25 protein-coding genes are annotated in these 20,709 nt (G+C 34.3%); 21 read left to right on the plus strand and 4 right to left on the minus strand.

What is annotated here, in order from left to right:
- Positions 1-82 precede the first annotated feature (82 nt).
- The 3 genes from MST30_RS08225 to MST30_RS08235 all read left to right on the plus strand — a co-directional run bounded on the left by MST30_RS08225 (position 83) and on the right by MST30_RS08235 (position 2,569).
- Entirely contained in the window at positions 83-646 is a 564-nt protein-coding gene (locus MST30_RS08225; protein ID WP_243470941.1) for an RNA polymerase sigma factor, read from the plus strand.
- Positions 633-1,409, plus strand: coding sequence for a hypothetical protein (locus MST30_RS08230; RefSeq protein ID WP_243470942.1), 777 nt, complete (start codon positions 633-635; stop codon positions 1,407-1,409). The genes MST30_RS08225 and MST30_RS08230 overlap by 14 nt, the downstream gene beginning before the upstream one ends.
- A gap of 62 nt (positions 1,410-1,471) precedes the next feature.
- Complete coding sequence (locus MST30_RS08235) at positions 1,472-2,569, plus strand: hypothetical protein (RefSeq protein ID WP_243470943.1); 1,098 nt, start codon at positions 1,472-1,474, stop codon at positions 2,567-2,569.
- 143 nt (positions 2,570-2,712) lie between these two features.
- On the opposite strand, the gene MST30_RS08240 is transcribed toward MST30_RS08235, so the two are convergent.
- On the minus strand, positions 2,713-3,207 hold the full coding sequence (locus tag MST30_RS08240) for a hypothetical protein (RefSeq protein WP_243470944.1): 495 nt from the start codon (positions 3,205-3,207) through the stop codon (positions 2,713-2,715).
- A 321-nt stretch (positions 3,208-3,528) separates the two neighbouring features.
- On the opposite strand from MST30_RS08240, the gene dnaG reads away from it, so the two are divergent.
- Positions 3,529-5,496, plus strand: a complete 1,968-nt coding sequence (gene dnaG / locus MST30_RS08245; RefSeq protein ID WP_243470945.1) for a DNA primase — start codon at positions 3,529-3,531, stop codon at positions 5,494-5,496.
- On the opposite strand, the gene MST30_RS08250 is transcribed toward dnaG, so the two are convergent.
- Together MST30_RS08250 and nadE are read right to left on the minus strand one after the other, a co-directional pair.
- On the minus strand, positions 5,497-6,126 hold the full coding sequence (locus MST30_RS08250) for a response regulator (RefSeq protein WP_243470946.1): 630 nt from the start codon (positions 6,124-6,126) through the stop codon (positions 5,497-5,499). It lies immediately after the preceding gene.
- 138 nt (positions 6,127-6,264) lie between these two features.
- Positions 6,265-7,053 (minus strand): NAD(+) synthase, encoded by a 789-nt coding sequence (gene nadE / locus MST30_RS08255; RefSeq protein ID WP_243470947.1) that lies wholly within the window; start codon positions 7,051-7,053, stop codon positions 6,265-6,267.
- Positions 7,054-7,137: 84 nt separating this feature from the next.
- Between nadE and gldB the strand changes: the two genes are divergently transcribed.
- Together gldB and gldC are read left to right on the plus strand one after the other, a co-directional pair.
- Complete coding sequence (gene gldB, locus MST30_RS08260; protein ID WP_243470948.1) at positions 7,138-8,100, plus strand: gliding motility lipoprotein GldB; 963 nt, start codon at positions 7,138-7,140, stop codon at positions 8,098-8,100.
- Positions 8,100-8,435, plus strand: coding sequence for a gliding motility protein GldC (gene gldC / locus MST30_RS08265; RefSeq protein ID WP_243470949.1), 336 nt, complete (start codon positions 8,100-8,102; stop codon positions 8,433-8,435). Before gldB ends, gldC begins: the two co-directional genes overlap by 1 nt.
- 10 nt (positions 8,436-8,445) lie before the next feature.
- Here gldC and MST30_RS08270 read toward each other — a convergent pair whose 3' ends face one another.
- Positions 8,446-9,195 (minus strand): hypothetical protein, encoded by a 750-nt coding sequence (locus tag MST30_RS08270; RefSeq protein ID WP_243470950.1) that lies wholly within the window; start codon positions 9,193-9,195, stop codon positions 8,446-8,448.
- A 363-nt stretch (positions 9,196-9,558) separates the two neighbouring features.
- Here MST30_RS08270 and MST30_RS08275 point away from each other — a divergent pair, with 363 nt between their 5' ends.
- From MST30_RS08275 to pcaF, 15 genes are all read left to right on the plus strand, one after another.
- Positions 9,559-10,179, plus strand: coding sequence for a DUF4230 domain-containing protein (locus tag MST30_RS08275; protein ID WP_243470951.1), 621 nt, complete (start codon positions 9,559-9,561; stop codon positions 10,177-10,179).
- Positions 10,176-10,760, plus strand: coding sequence for a TetR/AcrR family transcriptional regulator (locus tag MST30_RS08280; protein WP_243470952.1), 585 nt, complete (start codon positions 10,176-10,178; stop codon positions 10,758-10,760). Before MST30_RS08275 ends, MST30_RS08280 begins: the two co-directional genes overlap by 4 nt.
- A gap of 119 nt (positions 10,761-10,879) precedes the next feature.
- Entirely contained in the window at positions 10,880-11,953 is a 1,074-nt protein-coding gene (locus tag MST30_RS08285) for a 2Fe-2S iron-sulfur cluster-binding protein (RefSeq protein ID WP_243470953.1), read from the plus strand.
- A gap of 71 nt (positions 11,954-12,024) precedes the next feature.
- Positions 12,025-12,981, plus strand: a complete 957-nt coding sequence (paaA, locus tag MST30_RS08290) for a 1,2-phenylacetyl-CoA epoxidase subunit PaaA (protein WP_243470954.1) — start codon at positions 12,025-12,027, stop codon at positions 12,979-12,981.
- A 76-nt stretch (positions 12,982-13,057) separates the two neighbouring features.
- A complete protein-coding gene (gene paaB / locus MST30_RS08295) occupies positions 13,058-13,348 on the plus strand; it encodes a 1,2-phenylacetyl-CoA epoxidase subunit PaaB (protein ID WP_036118616.1) in 291 nt (96 codons plus the stop codon).
- Between the two features lie 104 nt (positions 13,349-13,452).
- Entirely contained in the window at positions 13,453-14,241 is a 789-nt protein-coding gene (gene paaC, locus MST30_RS08300; RefSeq protein WP_262914446.1) for a 1,2-phenylacetyl-CoA epoxidase subunit PaaC, read from the plus strand.
- Positions 14,242-14,367: 126 nt separating this feature from the next.
- Positions 14,368-14,868, plus strand: coding sequence for a 1,2-phenylacetyl-CoA epoxidase subunit PaaD (gene paaD, locus MST30_RS08305; RefSeq protein ID WP_243470956.1), 501 nt, complete (start codon positions 14,368-14,370; stop codon positions 14,866-14,868).
- Positions 14,865-15,218 (plus strand): VOC family protein, encoded by a 354-nt coding sequence (locus MST30_RS08310; protein ID WP_243470957.1) that lies wholly within the window; start codon positions 14,865-14,867, stop codon positions 15,216-15,218. The genes paaD and MST30_RS08310 overlap by 4 nt, the downstream gene beginning before the upstream one ends.
- Positions 15,219-15,221: 3 nt before the next feature.
- Entirely contained in the window at positions 15,222-16,001 is a 780-nt protein-coding gene (locus tag MST30_RS08315) for an enoyl-CoA hydratase-related protein (protein ID WP_243470958.1), read from the plus strand.
- Between the two features lie 43 nt (positions 16,002-16,044).
- Positions 16,045-16,980, plus strand: coding sequence for a pyridoxal-phosphate dependent enzyme (locus MST30_RS08320; RefSeq protein WP_243470959.1), 936 nt, complete (start codon positions 16,045-16,047; stop codon positions 16,978-16,980).
- Positions 16,981-16,983: 3 nt separating this feature from the next.
- Positions 16,984-17,376 carry a hypothetical protein gene (locus MST30_RS08325; protein ID WP_243470960.1) on the plus strand — a complete coding sequence of 131 codons (393 nt, stop codon included), beginning with the start codon at positions 16,984-16,986 and terminating at the stop codon, positions 17,374-17,376.
- The gene (locus MST30_RS08330) at positions 17,373-18,527 is read left to right on the plus strand and encodes a 3-hydroxyacyl-CoA dehydrogenase NAD-binding domain-containing protein (RefSeq protein WP_243470961.1); all 1,155 of its coding nucleotides are present in this window, start codon (positions 17,373-17,375) and stop codon (positions 18,525-18,527) included. The genes MST30_RS08325 and MST30_RS08330 overlap by 4 nt, the downstream gene beginning before the upstream one ends.
- The gene (locus tag MST30_RS08335; protein WP_243470962.1) at positions 18,527-18,931 is read left to right on the plus strand and encodes a PaaI family thioesterase; all 405 of its coding nucleotides are present in this window, start codon (positions 18,527-18,529) and stop codon (positions 18,929-18,931) included. The genes MST30_RS08330 and MST30_RS08335 overlap by 1 nt, the downstream gene beginning before the upstream one ends.
- Positions 18,928-19,482: a hypothetical protein gene (locus MST30_RS08340; protein WP_243470963.1), complete on the plus strand. Its 555-nt coding sequence runs from the start codon at positions 18,928-18,930 to the stop codon at positions 19,480-19,482. Before MST30_RS08335 ends, MST30_RS08340 begins: the two co-directional genes overlap by 4 nt.
- Positions 19,482-20,696 (plus strand): 3-oxoadipyl-CoA thiolase, encoded by a 1,215-nt coding sequence (pcaF, locus tag MST30_RS08345; protein ID WP_243470964.1) that lies wholly within the window; start codon positions 19,482-19,484, stop codon positions 20,694-20,696. Before MST30_RS08340 ends, pcaF begins: the two co-directional genes overlap by 1 nt.
- Positions 20,697-20,709: the final 13 nt, after the last annotated feature.

Raw genomic sequence — 20,709 nt, forward strand, 5'->3', positions numbered from 1 at the left:
TTAAAAAATAGTTTACTTTCCAGACAACCATTAGCAAGATATTTGCGTCTATACAAATAGAAGAGCAACCGTAACCAGCAATATGAAAGTTATTCAGCTTCATAAAAACGAAACAAAGCTTATACAAAGAGCCGCGAAAAACAATCGCGAAGCACAACATGTGCTGTATGAGTTGCACGCTCCAAAAATGTTAAGTGTATGTAGATACTACATTAAGGATGTGCATAAGGCTGAAGAGGCAATGTTGAACGGTTTTTTTAAAGTCTTTAAATATATAAAGACGTTTAAAAATGAAGGTAGTTTTGAAGGTTGGGTAAGACGTATTATGATAAGAGAGGCGATTTCTTTTTTAAGACAGCAAAAGCATATTGAGTTTGCAACCGAAGATGATTATTTAGAGCAAGATTATACCAATAATATTAATACCAATATTGAGGTTGCTCAGATTCAGCAGTTAATAGATGGTTTGCCAGAAGGCTACAAAATGGTGTTTGTAATGTACGCTATAGAAGGCTACAAACATTACGAAATAGCAGAATTATTGAATATTTCAGAAGGTACATCAAAGTCGCAATTGTTTAAAGCCAGACAAATGCTTCAAACAAAAATAAAAGAACTAAACAACAGCAGTTATGGCACCAATTAAATTTGAAGAACAACTAAAAGACAAGCTAGAAAAACGCAGCTTGCAACCGTCGGCAGAGAGTTGGGCAAAACTGTCTGAGCGTCTAGATGCTGACGAAAAGAAATCTAAAAATCCGTGGTTTTGGTGGATGGGAATTGCTGCAGCAGTTATAATTACATTAACCATTGTGATGCAAACTTTAGGAACTAATAATACTGAAGACATCATGCCACAAGTTGTAGAACAAGACGCTAAAGAAGACACAAACAAAGTTGAAAAATCTCCAGTAATTGATACTAAGTCCATTGAATTAGCATCAGAAAATAATGAAGCAGAAAGCAGTTCTGAAAAAGAAGACAACAAAAACAAGCCAGAAATCATTAACTATAAATCGGTTACTAAGAGTGATAAAAACACACAGTTAGCAGTTGACCAAAGAGTAGATGAAATCAATACTAAAGACATTAGTAATACTAAAAACGAACAGAAAGCAATCATTGAAAAAGCTACTATAGATAAGGCTGTGGTTGAACAAGCTATAAAAGATTTAAATACAGAAAAGACAACAGTTACAGACAGAGAAGTTGACTCGCTTTTAAAAGTAGCAAACAAAGAACTTTTTAAAGACAAATTACAAAAAGAAGCAAGTAGAACTGTAGACGCAAAGTCCTTATTAGAAGATGTAGAAGACGAAATGGGACAATCCTTTAGGACCAAAGTTTACGAAGTGCTTAAAGATGGATACCAAACTGTGAAAACAGCAGTAGCTCAGCGCAATGACTAAGTATCTTGAGGAAAAATTAGAATCAAATTAAACAATTATAAATCATCAAAAAACGAACAGTTATGAACACAATTACACGATTAGTAGTATATGCCATTATATCGGTAACCTTTGCTACAACTCACGCACAAGAAAAAGCAGTAGACAGCTTAAAAAAGACTTCAGTAGACTACAAAATTGAGGCTCTTGAAACTCTTAAAACTAAGATTGAAAAAGAAGAAAGAGAATTCTTAAAGCAAGAAATAGAATCTATTAATGAGCGCTTAGATGCCAAACAAATTACTGCAGCAGAAGCCGAAGAATTAAAGAAAGAAGCCGCAGAAAAGAGAGCTGCAAATATTGAAAATAGATTAGCAATTGTAGATAACAAAATTGAACTCTTAAAAAGAAATGATTCGGTGTACTCTGTAGATGATGATGAGTCTTTTATTTTTAGAATTGGAGGTGACAATGATGACTTTGGGGACGAATTCATTTACTTTGGAAAGAAAAATAGAGTACATAAACCGCGTAAATACGACAGACGTACTACAAGCGATATAGTGTTTGCAATTGGGTTCAACAATGCCATAATAGAAGGTCAAGATTTCAACGATTCTCCATATAAGTTAGGTGGTTCTGGTTTTATAGAGTTGGGTTATGCCTGGAAAACAAGAATTTTTGACAATACAAATTTCTGGAGATTAAAGTACGGTTTCTCATTTCAGTGGAATAAGTTTGATATTAAAGACAACCAATACTTTGTTAATACAGATGGTGATGTAACGTTACAAGAATTTCCGGTAGAGTTAAACAAAGCAAAGTTTAGAACCACAAACTTGGTGTTTCCTGTACATCTAGAATTTGGACCATCTAAAAAGATTGAAAAAGAAGATTATTTTAGGTACTCTACACGAAATAAATTTAAAATAGGTCTAGGAGGTTACGCAGGTCTTAACATTGGTAGCATGCAAAAGCTAAAATATAAAGAAGACGGTAACCGTATAAAAGATAAACAACGTGGTGGTTTTGAAGTTAATGAGTTTGTGTATGGATTAAGTGGTTATTTGGCTTGGGGAGATACAGCCCTTTATGTAAAGTATGATCTTAATCCACTTTTTAAAGATCAAACATTTGACCAAAATAACATATCAGTAGGTTTAAGATTTGATATGGATTAAAAACAATTTTTCATCAATCAATTTTTGAGTTTTTAAAAGCCCTAATCTAGAAATGGATTAGGGTTTTTTCTTATTGTTTTTTAATTTAACTTTTACAAGAATTTCAGCCGTAATAAGCTATACATGTTATTACCTAAAGTATTTTACTGTTCAAATAGATTTGGTATTGATATTAAATTCATTTTTATTTTTTCTTTAATTAGGTCAAATTTCAAAGTGACTAATTCAGCGTCATTATATTTTCCAAAATCTTTAAGTTCTTTTGTGAAAATTGATATAGCACGTGTTGTAGATTTATTAGTATTAAATTCGCTAGGTTCTAATAAAACCTCTGTTGTAGCCAACACGACACAATGGAAAAATAATTTGTCCCAAAAATCTGCTTTATTTTCTTTTAAGGTCAAGTACAAATTCTCTAATTCTATTTCCGTATTTAAGGAGAAGTAATTTATAATCGATGTAGTAATTAAGTCCGATTTTTTCCTTATGTTTTTAATTTTAATTCTATTTATAAAATTGTTATTCAAAAGGCTATAATTGTTTTGATACGAACTTATATTTCTGTAGCAAAACTCCATAAGCTTTTCGCCTGATATGTTATTCCAAATCATATTTATTATATCAATTTTAAGGTTCACAAGGAGTCCTTTTATATTTTAGGTAACTTGTTACACATCAATAAATATAATCATTATCCTGTCTCATTCTCGGGATAAGAGAAGTTTTTGCTTCGCTTCATCAAAATCTATCAAATAACTTTTCAACACAAATTTCTAAAACAAATAGATTATCTTAATTTTACACACTTGTCATTCCTGCGTGTCACACATAGCTGTCAGGCTGAGCCTGTCGAAGCCTTGTCGAAGTGTTTTTTTGCAGTATGGCATTTATAAATTTAAAAAATTAAAGAGATTCTTGCTGAAGTTTATCTTGAGCAGTGTCGAAAGACAGGAAGTTGTATGATTTCACAAAACACCATATCACAAGTTTTTGAAACTGCTCGCGTAGAGGAGGTCATTGGCGATTTTGTGCAGCTAAAAAAAGCTGGTAGCAACTTTAAAGGGCTCAGTCCGTTTAGTGAAGAGCGTACGCCAAGTTTTATGGTATCTCCTGTAAAGCAAATCTGGAAAGATTTTTCAACAGGCAAGGGTGGGAATGCCATTACCTTTTTAATGGAGCATGAGCATTTTACCTATCCAGAGGCTATACGTTACTTAGCTAAAAAGTACAATATAGAGATTGAGGAAACTGAGCGTACAGACGAGGAAAAGGAACAAGCCAATGCCAAAGAAAGTTTGTATTTGGTAAGTGAGTATGCTAATGAGTATTTTCAAAAAGTATTACAAAAAACAGACCAAGGGCAAGCCATTGGTAAAAGTTATTTTAAAGAACGTGGTTTTACCGAAGATACCATTAAAAAGTTTCAACTTGGTTACTCGCTAGATGAGTGGCAAGCCTTTACGAACGATGCTTTGGGTAAAGGTTACAAACTAGAGTTCTTAGAAAAAACAGGACTCACCATTGTTAAGGACGAAAGACGTTTCGATAGGTTTAAAGGTCGCGTTATGTTCCCTATTCATAGTATGAGTGGGAGAGTGCTTGGTTTTGGTGGCAGGATTTTAACCAACGATAAAAAAGCAGCAAAGTATCTCAATTCACCAGAGAGCGATATTTATCATAAAAGTAAGGTGCTTTATGGTTTGTTTTTTGCTAAGAAAACCATAGCAAAAGAAGACAATTGCTTTTTGGTAGAAGGCTATACAGATGTTATTCAGTTTTACCAAACTGGTGTAAAAAATGTAGTGTCTTCTTCTGGTACAGCATTAACCTCTGAGCAAATTCGACTCATTAATAGGCTTACTAATAATATTACAGTGCTTTTTGATGGTGATGCGGCAGGTATAAGAGCCTCTATTCGCGGTATAGATTTAATTTTGGAACAAGGTATGAATGTGAAGGTCTGCACCTTTCCAGATGGAGAAGATCCAGACAGTTTTGCAAAGTCTAATACCTTAGAAGAGCTTACCGAATATCTCAATGAAAATGCTAAGGATTTTATTCAGTTTAAAGCATCACTTTTAGTTAAAGAAGCGAACAACGATCCTATTAAAAAAGCGGAAACCATAAGAGATATTGTTAATAGCATTGCTAAAATTCCTGATGCTATTAAGCGCGAAATTTATATTAGAGAATGTGCCTCTATCATGGATATTAGCGAAAATGTATTGTTTAGTACATTGGCGCAAATCAATAAGAAAGAGTTTCAAGAGGCAAATAAGCAACACAAACAAGAACAGAGAGCTTTTGATGTTGTAAAGAGTGAACAGCAAAAGAAACCAAAGATTGATGTTCAGTATGAATTAGAACGAAAGATTATTGAAATCTTAATGCTTTATGGAGATAGAACCGAGCAGTTTGAAGACCTAATCTTAAAGGAAGATGAGGTGTCTGGCGATTTAATTTTAGAGCCAGCTATCCATGAGGCACGTGTGTTTGAAAAAATATATTTAGACCTTCAAGAAGACGAAATGATGTTTTCTAATGAAAAGTTTAAAGCGTTGTATTATTCTATCATCGATAGATTAAACCAAGATGAAAATTTTTCAACCAAAAATTTTATCAATCAATTAGACCAAGAATCTGCTACCGAAGTTACTAGTATTTTAATGGAGGATGAAAAATACAACCTACACGATTGGCAACGAAATCATATTATACCAAAAGAAAAGGAACATTCGATTTCCCAGTTGGTAAGCCAAACAATCTTGAGTTTGCGCTGTTATCTTATAGACCAAAAAGTAGCGGAATATAAAAACGAAACCTTAAGAGAAAACGTAGATACGCGTTCGGTAATGGAAGACGTAAAAGATTATCTAGGTCTTAAAATGCTTTTGTCTCGTAAACTTGGTAAAGTTATTGGCGGCTAATTATGTTAAGTTATGATGCTTTGCCTGATGAATTAAATCTACAATATTATTCACATTAAGCTTTTTAAAAAGTCTGGCTTTGTAAGTGCTTACTGTTTTTTCATTAATATCAAGCTCTTCCGCAATTTCCTTGTTTTTACGACCTATTGATAAAAGTTTTAAAACCTCAACCTCTCTAGTAGATAGCTTTTTAAACATTCTGCTTTTACTCTTACGAGTATCTTCGTAACGTAAATGTTTATCCATTTTTTCACTCAGAGACACTTCACCACCATGTATTTTTCTAACAGCAGCTTCTATGGCTTCTACATCGGCAGTTTTGTTTAAGTAACCAGAGGCTCCGGCTTTGAGCGTACTAATGGCATAGATTTCTTCAGGTTGATGGCTAAACATCAATACATTAACCGATTTATTTTCTTTTTTAATAGCTCTAAGAGCTGTAATGCCATTAAGTTCAGGCAAGTCAATTTCAGATATAATAACATCAACTTCATGACGTCTTACAAATTCAAAAATTTCTATACCGCTACTTAGTTTACCTACAACTTTTAAATCGGGTTTACTGTTTAAGAACAATTCTAAGCCTGTTCTTACGATAGGGTGATTGTCAACAATCAAAATACGTATCATGACAATTGATTTTGGTTTGGTTAGGGTTAATCAGTTGTTATAACAATAATACTAAGTCAAGATTCTCGTGGAGATTTGCTTAGTAAAGGTAATCAAAAAATAAGCAGAATAAGCAATTTATTCGATAAAGTGTAAAAATTATCTTAAATTTTTAGGGATTTCACAAATAGGGATTGGTATCATTTTATGCTGATTTCTAGTGTTGTAACTTGTAAAAATGTTAAAAACTTCCCTTTGTCTTCCTGTAAAGTCGTCAGCGGTTTTTCCTTCGTCTTTCATCTTCATAGCCCATTCTAATTCTGGATAAGTAGCACCAATTTGGTCTTCATCTGTTCTGTCGTCTCCCCAAAGACCATCTGTGGGAGCTGCATCGATGATTTCTTGATTAACGTCTAAATAACGTGCTATTTCATAAACTTCACTCTTTAGCAAATCTGCTATAGGGCTAAGATCAACGCCTCCATCTCCGTATTTAGTGAAAAAACCTACACCAAAATCTTCGACCTTATTTCCTGTGCCTGCAACTAGATACTTTTTTAAAGCTGCAAAATAATATAACGTCGACATTCTTAATCGTGCTCTTGTATTTGCTAGAGACATAAATCGACTTTCTTCATCTTGTACACTTGGAAGTTCTTCCAAAAGCTGATCAAAAACAGGAGTCAAGTTAACCTGTGTCATGCTTACATTAGGGTGTTTTTCTTTTAACCAGTTAATGTGGTTAAGCGCTCTGCTTACTTGAGACTGAGCTTGGTGAATTGGCATTTCTAAACAAAGTAAATCTAGACCTGTCATGGCGCAAAGTGTAGATGTTACAGCAGAGTCTATTCCTCCTGAAACTCCAATAACAAACCCTTCCATTTTAGCGTTTGTGGCATAGTCTTTTAACCAATTTACAATATGATTTACAACCTTTTCTGTTTGCATAATGTTTACAATTTAAAACAAAGAAACGTACCTTTGCACAACAAAAATAAAGGAAACGTGTTAGGATTAAAAATGTTTCGTAAAATGTCATTAAGAATTTTCGTTTTGTTAATGTTGAGTTTGGTTTTTGTGTCTTGTAATGAGGACTCTAAAGCTGAAGAAGAAATTTCAAAAATTGAAGTAGACTTTGTAGTTGAGCGTTTTGATAAAGCCTATGCAGAAGCAAAACCTGCTGACTTGCCAAAATTAAAACAGGCTTATCCGTTTTTGTTTTCTAAGCATGTACCAGATTCAGTTTGGATTGATAGAATCAACGATACGCTACAAGATCAATTGCTAAAGGAGGTAGGTAAGGTGTATCCTGATTTTAAAGAAGTAAAAGAGGATTTCAAAAAATTGTTTCAGCATCTAAAATATTATGATAAAACTTTTGATGTGCCAAGAGTGGTGACTTTAACAAATGATGTGGATTATAGAAACAAAACCATTGTTACAGATTCTCTATTGCTTATTGCATTAGATAATTTTCTAGGTGAAGACCATGAGTTTTATCAAAATATACCAAGGTATTTGGCTAAGAATATGCAGAAGGATCAAATTATACCAGAAGTTTCAGAAGCTTATGCGAAGAAATATACTTATCAATCTAACAGAAGAACACTTCTGGATGAAATGATTTATTATGGAAAGTTACTCTATTTTAAGGATGTTATGATTCCTTTTAAATCTGATGCAGAAAAGATTGGTTATACAGAGCAAGAATTAAAATGGGCAGAAGCCAATGAGAGCCAAATCTGGAGTTATTTTATTGAAAAAGAACTGCTCTTTAGCACAGATAATAAATTGCCAAGTCGTTTTATAGCAGAGGCTCCTTATTCTAAGTTTTATCTAGAATTAGATAACGAATCTCCTGGACGATTAGGGCAGTATATAGGTTGGCAAATTGTGAGAGCCTATGCCAACACTACAAATGAAAATGTGTTAAGCATTTTAGAACAAGAACCCGAAGAAATTTTTAACAAAGCAAAATTTAAACCAAAGAAATAATGTCTAAAACCATAACCTCTAAAATAGAATTAAACGTAGAACTCGACGAAAATCGAGTGCCAGAAAAATTGAATTGGTCCGCCCAAGATGGAGGAGTGAAAAATGAAGAAGCCAAAGCTATTATGTTGTCTGTTTGGGATAGTAATGCACAAGAAACTTTAAAAATAGATTTGTGGACTAAAGATATGCCAGTTGATGAAATGAAACAGTTTTTCCATCAGACTTTGGTTACTATGAGCGATACGTTTCTGCGCGCTACTCAAGATGAGAAAATGACAGCTACTATGAGAGATTTCTGTGATTATTTTGCTGAAAAATTAGAACTAAAAAAATAGCGGTCAAAATTTAACTGCCTTCGTCAGATTTGTAAAAAGGGTTAGTATTAAAGCAATCGGATTCCTTTATGGTAGCATAATCAGGATTTCGTCTTTTGAAACGTAAGAATTTTGCGGTGTCATAAACTTCCCATATTGTTAGTTTGTTATGCTTTCCGGTTTTAGATTGTAGGTCTATTTTGTGCTGAGCAATCATTTCATCAACAACTTGTTTGTCTCCTATACGCATTTTTTTGCTAGAACTGTGGCCCTTGTTGATGTATTTTACTATCCAATAAAACCTCACAGGTTTTGTTAAGGGTTCGTTCAATACTTCTTCAGTTTTATGATTTGAGATTGATTTGCCTTCAGACTTATTTTGATAGGTTGATTGACTAAAAATGCTGTTTTGTTCGTTGGCTTCTGTTTCGGTTATTTTAATAGTTTCAGTTTCACCTTCAATATTCTCATGTCTTAAAAGTGTTATTATAATTAACTTATCGTTCACTTTTACTTCAGTAACAAATCTACCAACCGGAATATCGGTTAAAGGTATTTTTGTATCAAGACTGTTTACTATATATGCTTTTTGGAAATCGGTATTAAAAATTTCAACTTTATCAATAGTGCGTTCACCTTTTAAAATTAAAGTGTCACCAGTCTTGTTTAAGCTGTGGTGCAGTTCGTTAGCCCTATAATTAATGTTTTTTAATAAGGTTGATTTTTGACTATGAATAACTGATGTCAAAAACAAGAGGAGCATGGTTAATAGTCTTGTCATTTTATGTAGGTTGTTTTTGGGGAAACAATAGGTATTTGTCTAAATACTTGTAGTAAAGATAGATTCTAGTCTTCGGTTATTAATATTCTTAGGCTGTATGGTGTTTTTTTAAGTTGAAAAGCTTATGGTTTCGATATAAGTTTTAAAAAATCGTTGTAGGTAACGTACATAATAAACAATTAATACATAGATAAGAATTTGGTAATCTGATATAATAAAAAGCAGTTTATTTTTGTAATGCTATTAATCATTGCTGAAACATTAGTTAGGCCTTCACAAGAGAAGGAAACTAGTGTTTTTTTATTTATTGAGTAATTCTAACCATAAAAAGCAGAATGAACTGATTATTCTTTAAATTAGCATATGCGAAAAATCTTATTCGGTGTAATAATAACTTTAATAGTACTTTTTACCTTCAAATATTGTGGTGACAAAAAGGAAGAGCAAATAATTTTAAAAGAAAACTCAGCCTTAATCCAAGAACAACTAAAAAATGTTAGTAAGCTCGTGGTGACCGAAGGTCATTTTAGCGAGGTGTTTTCTTATGAAAATTCGAAGCTTATTTTTGGGGACTTATTTGAAGCAGAAAAGAAAGCATTGGTTGTGGTAAATGCAGACGTAGCTGTATCTTACGATTTGTCTAAACTTCAATATAATGTAGACGAAACCACAAAAACGCTTCAAATATTAAGTATTCCAGAGGAAGAAATAAAAATAAGTCCAGATTTTGAATACTATGATATTCAGGCAGATTACCTCAATCCTTTTGAGGCCAAAGATTATAACGACATTAAAAAAACGGTAAGACAACAATTAATGAAGAAGATTGAGGCTTCAGATTTAAAGTCTAATGCGCAAAACAGATTACTTAGCGAGCTTTCTAAATTCTTTATTCTTACCAATTCTTTAGGTTGGAAACTAAAGTACAACGAAACACCAGTTGAGTCAGTAGATGCTTTAAAATCAATGGATATAAAGTTTTGAAGAATAGCATAGAAACTAGAAAGGAAGAAATTATCAGAGTGGCTGCAAAGCTTTTTAAAGAAAAAGGCTATAGTGCGGTAACAATGCGCGATCTGGCATCTGCTATGGGTATAAAAGCAGCGAGTCTTTATAACCATATCAACTCTAAGCAGCAAATCTTAAAAGAGATAATTATCTCATTGGCAGAAGAATTTACTCAAGGCTTACAGGATATCCAAAAATCTAACAAATCAAATATAGATAAGCTCAAAGACATTGTTAAGTTGCATGTTAATATAACCTCTCAAAACACCTATGGTATGGCGTCTCTTAACAACGATTGGATGCATCTCGAAGAGAAATTAGAGTATTATCTTCAGTTGCGTTCTAATTATGAGGATGAGTTTAGGAATATTATTGTTCAAGGTGTTCATAGTGAAGAAATAATAAATGATAATGTAGAGATAATTCTCTTTTCAATGTTATCAACCTTGCGGTCTTTGTATCTATGGATTCCTAAAAAAGAAGACTTAAATCCAGAAGAACTCTCACAACAGTTAAGTCAGGTATTAATTAACGGTATTAACAAAAAAATCGATTAATTTTTGTAAATTTGTCAAGCAAACTAACAAGTGTTAGTTTTTTTTTAGTTTGCATTTCGAAATCGTTTTCGGGTTGAAACTAAATAGTAATAAAAGTGATAGATAATTACTCTTAACGAATGGCAGATTTTCATAAATTAAGAATAAAAGACCTTTATAAGGAGACAAAAGACACTTCGGTAGTAACTTTTGATGTTCCTAAAGTGTTGGAAGAAGACTTCAAATTCTCACAAGGCCAACATTTAACGCTCAAAACTTTAATAAACGGTGAAGATGTACGTCGTTCTTACTCACTATGCTCAAGTCCGTTTGATAACGAATGGAAAGTTGCTGTAAAAGAAATTCCAGGAGGAAAATTTTCAACCTTCGTAAATTCAACATTAAAAATTGGTGATGAGTTAGAGGTAATGCCTCCAAGTGGGACTTTTGGTGTAAAATGTAATGCTGAAAATGCTAAGAACTATCTGTTTTTTGCAGCAGGAAGTGGTATAACACCTATTCTATCCATGATAAAAGCGCATTTAGCTTCAGAACCGAATTCTACTTGCAAATTATTCTATGTGAATAAAACAGCAAAATCCATTATCTTTAAGGAAGAGTTAGAACAGTTAAGAAACACGTATTTCGGAAGGTTGGAAATTTATTATTTCTTAACCAAAGAAAAACGAGACATCGAACTATTTAATGGACGTTTTGATGATGATAAGATGAAAGTGCTCACCAAAACATTTATTGATATTCCAGATACTAGTGAAGTGTTTTTGTGCGGTCCAGAAGATATGGTGAATTACGTTAGCAACTATCTGGCTGAAGCAGGTTTACCAAAAGAATTAATTCATTTTGAATTATTTGTAAAAGGCTTAACCGAAGAAGATAAAAAACGTGTAGAACGACTGTCTGAACAAAAAATCGATGGAGTCGAAGTTATCATTATAGATGGAGGAAAGGAATTTTGTTTCACTATGCAAAAGGACGATGATAATATTTTAGATGGTGCTTTAACAGCTGGTGCAGATTTGCCATTTGCATGCAAAGGAGGCGTTTGCAGTACGTGTAAATGTCAGGTTATGGAAGGTGAAGTTGAAATGAAAATCAACTATGCACTAGAGGATGATGAGGTTGCGCAAAACTATGTGTTAAGCTGCCAAGCGGTCCCAACTACTAAAAAAGTAGTGGTCGATTTCGATGTGTAAATATAATTTGTCATTCCGCACTTGATGCGGAATCCACTAAACACTAAAAACTATTCACTAAATACTAAATTATGAGTGAAGAACAAATAAAAAATCTAGAAGTAGAATTTGAAGCACGCATTGCACGTGATGAGAAAATAGAACCTAAAGACTGGATGCCAGAAAAATATCGCCAAACGCATATTAGGCAAATCAGTCAGCATGCGCATTCCGAAATCGTTGGGATGTTGCCAGAGGGTAACTGGATTACTCGTGCGCCTTCATTGCGTCGCAAAGTAGCCTTATTGGCTAAAGTACAAGACGAGGCTGGTCACGGATTATATTTATACAGTGCCTGTGAAACATTAGGGATCTCTCGCGACGAATTATACGAACAATTACATTCTGGTAAAGCAAAATATTCTTCTATTTTCAATTACCCAACAGTAACTTGGGCAGATATGGGAGCTATTGGTTGGTTGGTAGATGGTGCAGCTATTATCAATCAAGTACCGCTTTGTAACACCTCTTTTGGACCTTATGCTAGAGCAATGGTGCGTGTGTGTAAAGAAGAAAGTTTTCATCAGCGTCAAGGCTATGAAATCATGTTGAAGTTATGTGAAGGTACGCCAGAACAAAAGGAACTTGCTCAAGATGCGCTTAACCGTTGGTGGTGGCCAAGTTTAATGATGTTTGGTCCAACAGATGCAGAATCTACACATACAGAACAAAGCATGAAGTGGAAGCTAAAACGTAAAACTAATGACGAGTTACGTCAACAGTTTATAGACCAAACGGTGCCACAAGCTGAAATTTTAGGATTAACAATTCCAGATCCAGATTTAAAATGGAATGAGGAGCGTCAAAGCTATGACTTCGGTGAAATTAATTGGGATGAGTTTTGGCAAGTTGTCAAAGGTCACGGTCCAATGAACAAAGAACGAATGAAAGCTAGAGTAGGAGCATGGGAACGTGGAGAATGGGTTCGTGATGCAGCGATGGCTCATGCAGAAAAACAACAAGAAAGAAAAAACAAACAAGTAGTATAATCAGAAGGTTAGACTCGAGAAATGAGAAATAAGAAAAGTACTCAGATAAAGTCTAACATCTAACATCTAATATCTAATGTCTAATAAAAAAAACTGGCCACTTTGGGAGGTCTTCGTAAGAAGTAAAAACGGATTAGAACACCGTCATTTTGGAAGCCTTCACGCAGCAGATGCAGAAATGGCTTTAGAAAATGCAAGAGACGTTTACACAAGACGAAACGAAGGCGTAAGCATTTGGGTTGTAGAAAGTAAACATATTACAGCATCTAACCCAGAGCATAATGGCGAATTATTTGAGCCTGCACAAGATAAAGTATACCGTCACCCAACATTTTATGATTTACCAGACGAGGTAAAGCATATGTAAAATGACAAAGTTTGTCATCCTGAACTTGTTTCAGGATATTGTAAATATAAAGTAAACGTCACTTCGAGTGATTCTGATAAAAATCGGAATTGTATCGAGAAGTAATTAAAAAAAATCCACTTTCGTGGACGTTCACTATGAAAAACAAAAACCTATATAACTACATCCTTGGCATCGCAGATAATAGCCTCATTCTGGGGCAGCGATTAGGAGAACTTTGCGGTCACGGACCAAGTTTAGAAACGGATATCGCTTGCACCAATATGTCACTAGATTTATTAGGGCAAGTGCGTAGTTATTATCAATATGCGGCGAAGATTGCAGGTGATGGTAGAACAGAAGATGATATTGCAATGCTTCGTAAAGAACGCGAATATTTCAATGTTTTATTGGTAGAACAGCCAAATACTGATTTTGGGTACACAATGGCAAGACAATTCTTATTCGATGTGTATCATTTTTTAATGCTGACCGAATTAGAAAAAAGTACCGATTTAAACTTATCTGCAATTGCAAAAAAATCCATCAAAGAAGTGAGTTACCACAAACGTTTCTCATCTGATTGGATTAAGCGATTAGGAGATGGTACCGAAGAAAGTCATAGCCGTATTCAAACCGCAATAAATGATTTATGGACCTATACAGATGAATTATTCCATCAAACCGAAGCTGATAAAGCTATGATTGCTGAAGGTGTTGGAGTAGATGTTACTAAATTGAAAGACGCTTATTACGAAGAGGTAAATGCAGTTTTAGAAGAAGCAACGTTAAGCGTTCCAGAAAGTAAATATTTTCAAAAAGGTGGAAAGCAAGGCATTCATACTGAACACATGGGTTACTTGCTAGCAGAATTACAATACATGCAACGTACCTATCCAAATATGGAATGGTAACAAATTCTTGATGTGTCATCCTGAACTTGATTCAAGATGCCATTCGTCACTTCGAGTGATTTGTGAAGAATGAACAAATTGTATCGAGAAGTATTTTAGTGAAAATTCCTGTTTTTAGGAAAAATAATGATAACAACAGAGCAACATATCAATCCAAAACTGGTCTCAATTCTAGAGTCTATATCAGATCCAGAAATCCCAGTATTATCCATTATGGATATGGGGGTTGTACGTTCTGCGGTTATCGAAAACAACCTTGTGAAAATCGAAATCACGCCAACATACAGCGGCTGTCCTGCAATGGATGTTATCGGAGACGATATCAAACGTGCTATGCAAAAAGCAGGTTATACAGCCGAAGTAGATTTGATTTTACATCCAGCCTGGACAACCGATTGGATTACACCAAGAGGTAGAAAAGCTTTGGAAGATTACGGAATCGCAGCACCATTAGATGCTGAGTCTGATAAATCAGTGTTGTTAGAAGGAAAAAAATTAGTGAAGTGTCCGCAATGCGGAAGCACAAATACAAAAATGATAAGTCAATTTGGTTCTACAGCCTGCAAAGCACAATTTCAGTGTGAGGACTGCCAAGAACCCTTTGATTATTTTAAATGTTTGAAATGAAGGGATTACGAACAACAATATATAAAGTTGCAAGTTTAAAAGATGCTAAAGAATGGTATTCCAAAGCATTTAAAACACAACCGTATTTTGATGAGCCCTTTTATGTGGGCTTTAATATTGGTGGTTACGAATTAGGATTGTTGCCAGACGAATCTCAAAAAGGTGACAATGTTCTATCATATTGGGGCGTAGAAAATATTCAAGAAGCTTATCAAGAGTTAATCAGCTTAGGAGCTGCTGAACACGAAGCACCTCATGATGTAGGAGAGGATATTATGGTGGCAACGGTTAAAGATCCTTGGGAAAATATCATAGGAATTATTTATAATCCACATTTCAAATTACCTTAAAATATGAGTTCGATTCAATCGAAAATAGAGAATAACATTGCTTGGCTTCATTTAAATAGACCAGAAGTCTTTAACAGCTTCAACCGTGAAATGGCATTAAAACTTCAATCAGTTTTAGATGACTGCGAAAGCAATCCAGAAGTAAGAGCAATTGTTTTAACTGGAAACGGAAAAGCGTTTTGTGCAGGTCAAGACTTAAAAGAAGTTACAAGTCCGGAACTAAATCCAGGATTTAAGAAAATTCTAGAGGAACATTACAACCCAATAATTACTAGAATTAGAAACATTAAGAAACCAGTTATTGGTGCTGTAAATGGTGTAGCGGCAGGAGCAGGAGCTAATATTGCGTTGGCTTGTGATATCGTCGTGGCACACGAAAAAGTAAGCTTCATTCAAGCCTTTAGTTTAATTGGTTTGATACCTGATAGCGCAGGAACGTTCTTTTTACCACGATTAATAGGCTTTCAAAAAGCATCAGCTTTAGCAATGTTAGGAGATAAGGTTTCAGCCGATGAAGCAGAAAAAATAGGAATGATTTACAAAGTTTTGCCCTTAGAAAGTTTTGAAGAGGAAGTAAATAAACTGGCCTTAAAACTCGCTAATATGCCAACATTAGCTTTAGGGAAAATTAAGGAAGCTTTCAATCAATCGTTAACCAATGATTTAGAAAGTCAACTAGCATTAGAGTCAAAATTACAAATAGAAGCAGCTCAAACCGAAGATTACGAAGAAGGCGTTTCGGCTTTTGTAGAAAAACGTAAACCAACTTTTAAAGGAAAATAACTTAGGTCTGTCATCCTGAACTTGATTCAGGATCTCACCAATCATGAACAAAGAACTTCTCATACAAACCCACCAAAGAATAAAACCATTTATTCACAGAACACCTGTGCTAACATCACAATTAATAGATGATATAGCAGGTTGTAAAGTGTTTTTTAAATGCGAAAACTTTCAGAAAATGGGAGCCTTTAAAATGAGAGGTGCATCAAATGCTATTTTATCACTTTCAGATAAAGAAAGACAAAACGGAGTCGTAACTCATTCTTCAGGTAATTTTGCTCAAGCTGTTTCATTAGCAGCTAAGAAAATAGGTGTTAAGGCATATATCGTAATGCCAGAAAATGCGCCACAAGCTAAAAAGAATGGTGTTAAAACCTATGGTGGTGAAATTATAGAATGTGAGTCGACAGCTGAAGCTAGAGAATTTACGGCGAATAAAATTCAAAAAGAAACTAAAGCGTCGTTTCTACATCCATCCAATCAGGATGAAGTGATATTTGGTAATGCTACAGCAGCTATGGAGTTGTTAGAAGAGCAGCCTAATCTTGATGTAATTATAGCACCAGTTGGAGGTGGTGGATTATTGGCAGGTACAGCTTTGGCTGTTAATCAGTTTGCTCCGAATTGTAAAGTTATAGGTGCAGAACCTATGGAAGTAGACGATGCTTATCGCTCATTAAAATCGGGAAAGATTAAAAAAAATGAAAGTACGAATACCATTGCAGACGGATTAAAAACGTATCTGGGTGATCGGAATTTTCCAATCATTAAAGCTTTGGTGAATAAAATTATCAGAGTTGAGGAACAAGAAATTAAAGAGGCCATGCAACTCATTTGGGAACGAATGAAAATAGTTGTAGAACCATCAAGCGCAGTAGCTTTTGCTGCTGTTTTGAAGAATAAAGAAGAATTTAAAAATAAGAACGTCGGAATTATCATTTCTGGCGGAAATGTAGATTTGGCAAATCTTCCATTTTGATGTATGATGTTAAGAGGACTTTTTAAAGATAAATATTTATATGTAAAGCTTTGGAGGAATGAAGCACAAGTCATAGACGTTGTAAATGGAGTAAGTTTAAGAGAGAAATCAAATATTGAGTTTTCAAATGACAGATTGTTAATAGCCAATTTTTATGAGGCAATAACATTTTTGAAGAATTTAATCCATAAAATAAAAAAAGATTATAGAGTTAAAAGATATAATTCAATACTTGTTCACCCAATGGAATTTATTGAAGGAGGTATATCCGAAGTAGAATTACAAATTTTTTTAGAGGTATTTGAAAGTGTTGGAGGAAAAGTCGTAAAAGTTTGGGACGGAGAGGAATTAGATAGAGGACAAGTGATTGAAAAATTAAAGAATAAAAGTTTATGAACGTAGGAATAATCGGTTCAGGAACAATGGGAAGTGGCATCGCTCAAGTAGCGGCTACTGCTGGTTGTTCTGTGAAATTATACGATACCAACCAAGAAGCTTTAGATAAGGCTAAAGCGAGTCTTGAAAAAATATTAAGTAGACTCATAGAAAAAGGTCGAATAGATACTGAAGAAAAGAAAAGAATTCAATCAAATATCATTTATGTCGATAGCTTAAAAGCGTTAGCAGATTCAAATCTAACGATTGAAGCCATTGTTGAAAATTTGGATATTAAAAAGAAGGTTTTTTCAGAATTGGAAAGCTATGTTTTGGAAGATTGCATTATCGCTTCTAACACCTCTAGTTTATCAATAGCTTCAATAGCATCATCGTTACAAAAACCAGAGCGTTGTATAGGGATTCACTTTTTCAACCCAGCACCATTAATGAAATTGGTTGAGGTGATTCCAGCAGTACAAACGTCAAAAGGAGTTTTAGATAAGTCTGTTGAAACCATAAAAAATTGGAAGAAAACAGTAGCTGTTGCTAAAGATACGCCAGGTTTCATAGTGAATCGTGTGGCACGACCATTTTACGGTGAAGCCTTACGTATTTACGAAGAAGGTATTGCCGATTTTGCTACTATCGATTACAGTTTAAAATCGCTTGGTGGTTTTAGAATGGGACCATTCGAGCTAATGGATTTCATTGGTAATGATGTCAATTACACGGTAACAGAAACTGTATTTACGGCCTTTTATTTCGACCCAAGATACAAACCAAGTTTTACACAAAAACGCTTAAGTGAAGCAGGGTATTTAGGAAGAAAATCAGGAAAGGGCTATTATGATTATTCTGAAGGTGATGTAAAACAAGAACCAAAAGAAGATAGCGAATTGTCACAAACCATTTTCGATCGTGTCTTAGTAATGCTCATCAACGAAGCCGCAGACGCCTTGTTTTTAAATGTTGCCTCTGCTGAAGACATAGACAATGCTATGACCAAAGGTGTTAATTACCCAAAAGGCTTATTGGCTTGGGCAGATGAAAAAGGAATGGATTGGTGTGTTTCAAAACTAGATGAATTGTACAATGAGTATCATGAAGACCGTTACCGTTGTAGTCCGTTGTTGAGAAAAATGAATAAGGAAAATAAAACGTTCTTTTAATGCAAGGAGATAAAATTCCACATAAAATGTTAGGTCAAGACGCTTTTAGTACTTGGCTAGGTATCGAAATTTTAGAATGCGAAATAGGTCGTTGCCGTGTTGCCATGACTGTTAGAAAAGAGATGTTGAATAGTATGGGAAAAGCTCATGGAGGCATCAGTTATGCTTTAGCAGATACCGCTTTTGGTTTTGCAGCAAATACGCATGGGAAATTTGCAGTTTCCATAGAAACAAGTATTAACCACATTGAAGCTATAGAAGAAGGCGACTATTTAGTTGCAGAATCAGTTATAGAAACTGTAAAAAACAGATTAGGATTTAATATTGTAGAAGTCAAAAGAGGAGATGAATTAGTAGCTTTATTTAAAGGTGTTGTTTATCGGACTCAAAAAGATTGGAGATGAAACAGTTGTTATTCATATTTATTATTGTATCTCTGAACGTATATGGGCAAAAAGCTCGTAAAGTTGGGTATAATGTAAAAGTTGTAGAAGAGTATACGGTCGAAAATTACAAATTACCCGATTCAATACTGTTTTTTTCGGGAGGTAAAGGTGAAATTGAATATAACTATAGACTTTTCTTTAAAAAATTAAAGAAAAAAATGAACAAGATTGTCAAGTATGTAGATTCAGAATTTGATGATAATATTGATTTTTCGCAATCAATTAAATCATTTGAAGATATAGATTATGACTCACTTAATTTTAAACAAAGATATGTTTGTGTTTTCAGTCTTGGTGATGTTGAAAGGAATAAGAGTAAATTAAACATTGAAGAGGGAAAATCAAGAAGTATGTTAACGTGGAACTACTCATTTTATATGATGTTATTAGACACAGATAACGATAAAGTTTTAATAAAGCGGAAATTCAAAGTAACTAGTTCTGAATTAATTTATAAGAACAATAGTAGTTTGTTAAAGGCAATCAAAAATGAACTTAACCCAGAATAATGAAAGAAGCATATATAATAGACGGAATTAGAACACCAATAGGAAATTACAAAGGCACATTGTCAGCTGTACGTACAGATGATTTGGGTGCTTTAGTTATAAAAGAAATTGTAAAACGAAACCCAAACATCCCAAAAGAGGCTTATGACGATGTTATTTTGGGTTGTGCTAACCAAGCAGGTGAAGATAACCGTAATGTCGCTAGAATGGCATCGCTTTTGGCAGGCTTACCGTTTTCGGTACCTGGTGAGACCGTAAATAGATTGTGTAGCTCAGGTTTATCAGCTATAATTCATGCTAATAGAGCAATAAAAGCTGGTGATGGAGATCTTTTTATATCAGGTGGTGTGGAAAATATGACACGCGGACCTTATGTTATAGCAAAACCATCCAGCGCATTTGGTACCGATGCTAAAATGTACGACAGTAGTTTTGGATGGAGATTTGTAAATCCAAAAATGCACGAAATGTATGGTACGGACGGAATGGGAGTCACTGCTGAAAATCTTGTAGAGAAATATAATATTTCACGAGAAGACCAAGATGAATTCGCTTACTGGAGTCAAATGAAAGCATCTAAAGCACAAGAAAACGGTCGTTTGGATAGGGAAATTATTCCTGTTGAAATACCACAGCGTAAAAAAGATCCAATCATTTTTTCAAAAGATGAATTTGTAAAACCAACAACGACAAAAGAAATATTAGGAAAACTTCGACCTGCTTTCAAAAAAGAAGGTGGTAGCGTAACAGCAGGAAATTCATCAGGATTAAATGATGGAGCTGCGGCAACAATTATTGCTTCAGAAGATGCGGTTAAAAAATATAATCTAAAACCATTAGCACGAATAGTAAGTTCTGCAGTGGTTGGTGTAGAACCAAGAATTATGGGTATAGGTCCTGTAGAAGCGTCCAACAAAGCTTTGGCTAAAGCAGGTCTAATAATGGATGATATTGATATCATTGAACTAAATGAGGCTTTTGCAGCTCAAGCTTTAGCATGTACCAGAGCTTGGGGATTAGATGATAATGATCCTAGAATTAACCCTAATGGAGGCTCAATTGCTATTGGTCATCCACTAGGAGTTACAGGAGCAAGAATTGCCTATTCAGCGGCTTTAGAATTAAAAGAACAGAATAAAAAATATGCATTAGTAACAATGTGTGTTGGTGTCGGTCAAGGTTATGCCGCAGTGATTGAATGTGTAAATAATTAAAGATTTGTCATTC

The organism is Winogradskyella sp. MH6 (genome assembly GCF_022810765.1).
In the GTDB taxonomy this organism is placed as follows: Bacteria; Bacteroidota; Bacteroidia; order Flavobacteriales; family Flavobacteriaceae; genus Winogradskyella.

Excerpts from the sequence above, each read along its gene's own strand:
- MST30_RS08285 (WP_243470953.1), top strand. The coding sequence starts at position 10,880 with ATGGCAGATTTTCATAAATTAAGAATAAAAGACCTTTATAAGGAGACA.
- MST30_RS08275 (WP_243470951.1), top strand. The coding sequence starts at position 9,559 with ATGCGAAAAATCTTATTCGGTGTAATAATAACTTTAATAGTACTTTTT.
- MST30_RS08325 (WP_243470960.1), top strand. The coding sequence starts at position 16,984 with ATGATGTTAAGAGGACTTTTTAAAGATAAATATTTATATGTAAAGCTT.
- MST30_RS08320 (WP_243470959.1), top strand. The coding sequence starts at position 16,045 with ATGAACAAAGAACTTCTCATACAAACCCACCAAAGAATAAAACCATTT.
- MST30_RS08225 (WP_243470941.1), top strand. The coding sequence starts at position 83 with ATGAAAGTTATTCAGCTTCATAAAAACGAAACAAAGCTTATACAAAGA.
- MST30_RS08335 (WP_243470962.1), top strand. The coding sequence starts at position 18,527 with ATGCAAGGAGATAAAATTCCACATAAAATGTTAGGTCAAGACGCTTTT.
- MST30_RS08310 (WP_243470957.1), top strand. The coding sequence starts at position 14,865 with ATGAAGGGATTACGAACAACAATATATAAAGTTGCAAGTTTAAAAGAT.
- pcaF (WP_243470964.1), top strand. The coding sequence starts at position 19,482 with ATGAAAGAAGCATATATAATAGACGGAATTAGAACACCAATAGGAAAT.
- MST30_RS08250 (WP_243470946.1), bottom strand. The coding sequence starts at position 6,126 with ATGATACGTATTTTGATTGTTGACAATCACCCTATCGTAAGAACAGGC.
- MST30_RS08230 (WP_243470942.1), top strand. The coding sequence starts at position 633 with ATGGCACCAATTAAATTTGAAGAACAACTAAAAGACAAGCTAGAAAAA.
- paaA (WP_243470954.1), top strand. The coding sequence starts at position 12,025 with ATGAGTGAAGAACAAATAAAAAATCTAGAAGTAGAATTTGAAGCACGC.
- paaD (WP_243470956.1), top strand. The coding sequence starts at position 14,368 with ATGATAACAACAGAGCAACATATCAATCCAAAACTGGTCTCAATTCTA.
- gldB (WP_243470948.1), top strand. The coding sequence starts at position 7,138 with ATGTCATTAAGAATTTTCGTTTTGTTAATGTTGAGTTTGGTTTTTGTG.
- MST30_RS08315 (WP_243470958.1), top strand. The coding sequence starts at position 15,222 with ATGAGTTCGATTCAATCGAAAATAGAGAATAACATTGCTTGGCTTCAT.
- gldC (WP_243470949.1), top strand. The coding sequence starts at position 8,100 with ATGTCTAAAACCATAACCTCTAAAATAGAATTAAACGTAGAACTCGAC.
- MST30_RS08340 (WP_243470963.1), top strand. The coding sequence starts at position 18,928 with ATGAAACAGTTGTTATTCATATTTATTATTGTATCTCTGAACGTATAT.
- dnaG (WP_243470945.1), top strand. The coding sequence starts at position 3,529 with ATGATTTCACAAAACACCATATCACAAGTTTTTGAAACTGCTCGCGTA.
- MST30_RS08270 (WP_243470950.1), bottom strand. The coding sequence starts at position 9,195 with ATGACAAGACTATTAACCATGCTCCTCTTGTTTTTGACATCAGTTATT.
- paaB (WP_036118616.1), top strand. The coding sequence starts at position 13,058 with ATGTCTAATAAAAAAAACTGGCCACTTTGGGAGGTCTTCGTAAGAAGT.
- nadE (WP_243470947.1), bottom strand. The coding sequence starts at position 7,053 with ATGCAAACAGAAAAGGTTGTAAATCATATTGTAAATTGGTTAAAAGAC.
- MST30_RS08235 (WP_243470943.1), top strand. The coding sequence starts at position 1,472 with ATGAACACAATTACACGATTAGTAGTATATGCCATTATATCGGTAACC.
- MST30_RS08330 (WP_243470961.1), top strand. The coding sequence starts at position 17,373 with ATGAACGTAGGAATAATCGGTTCAGGAACAATGGGAAGTGGCATCGCT.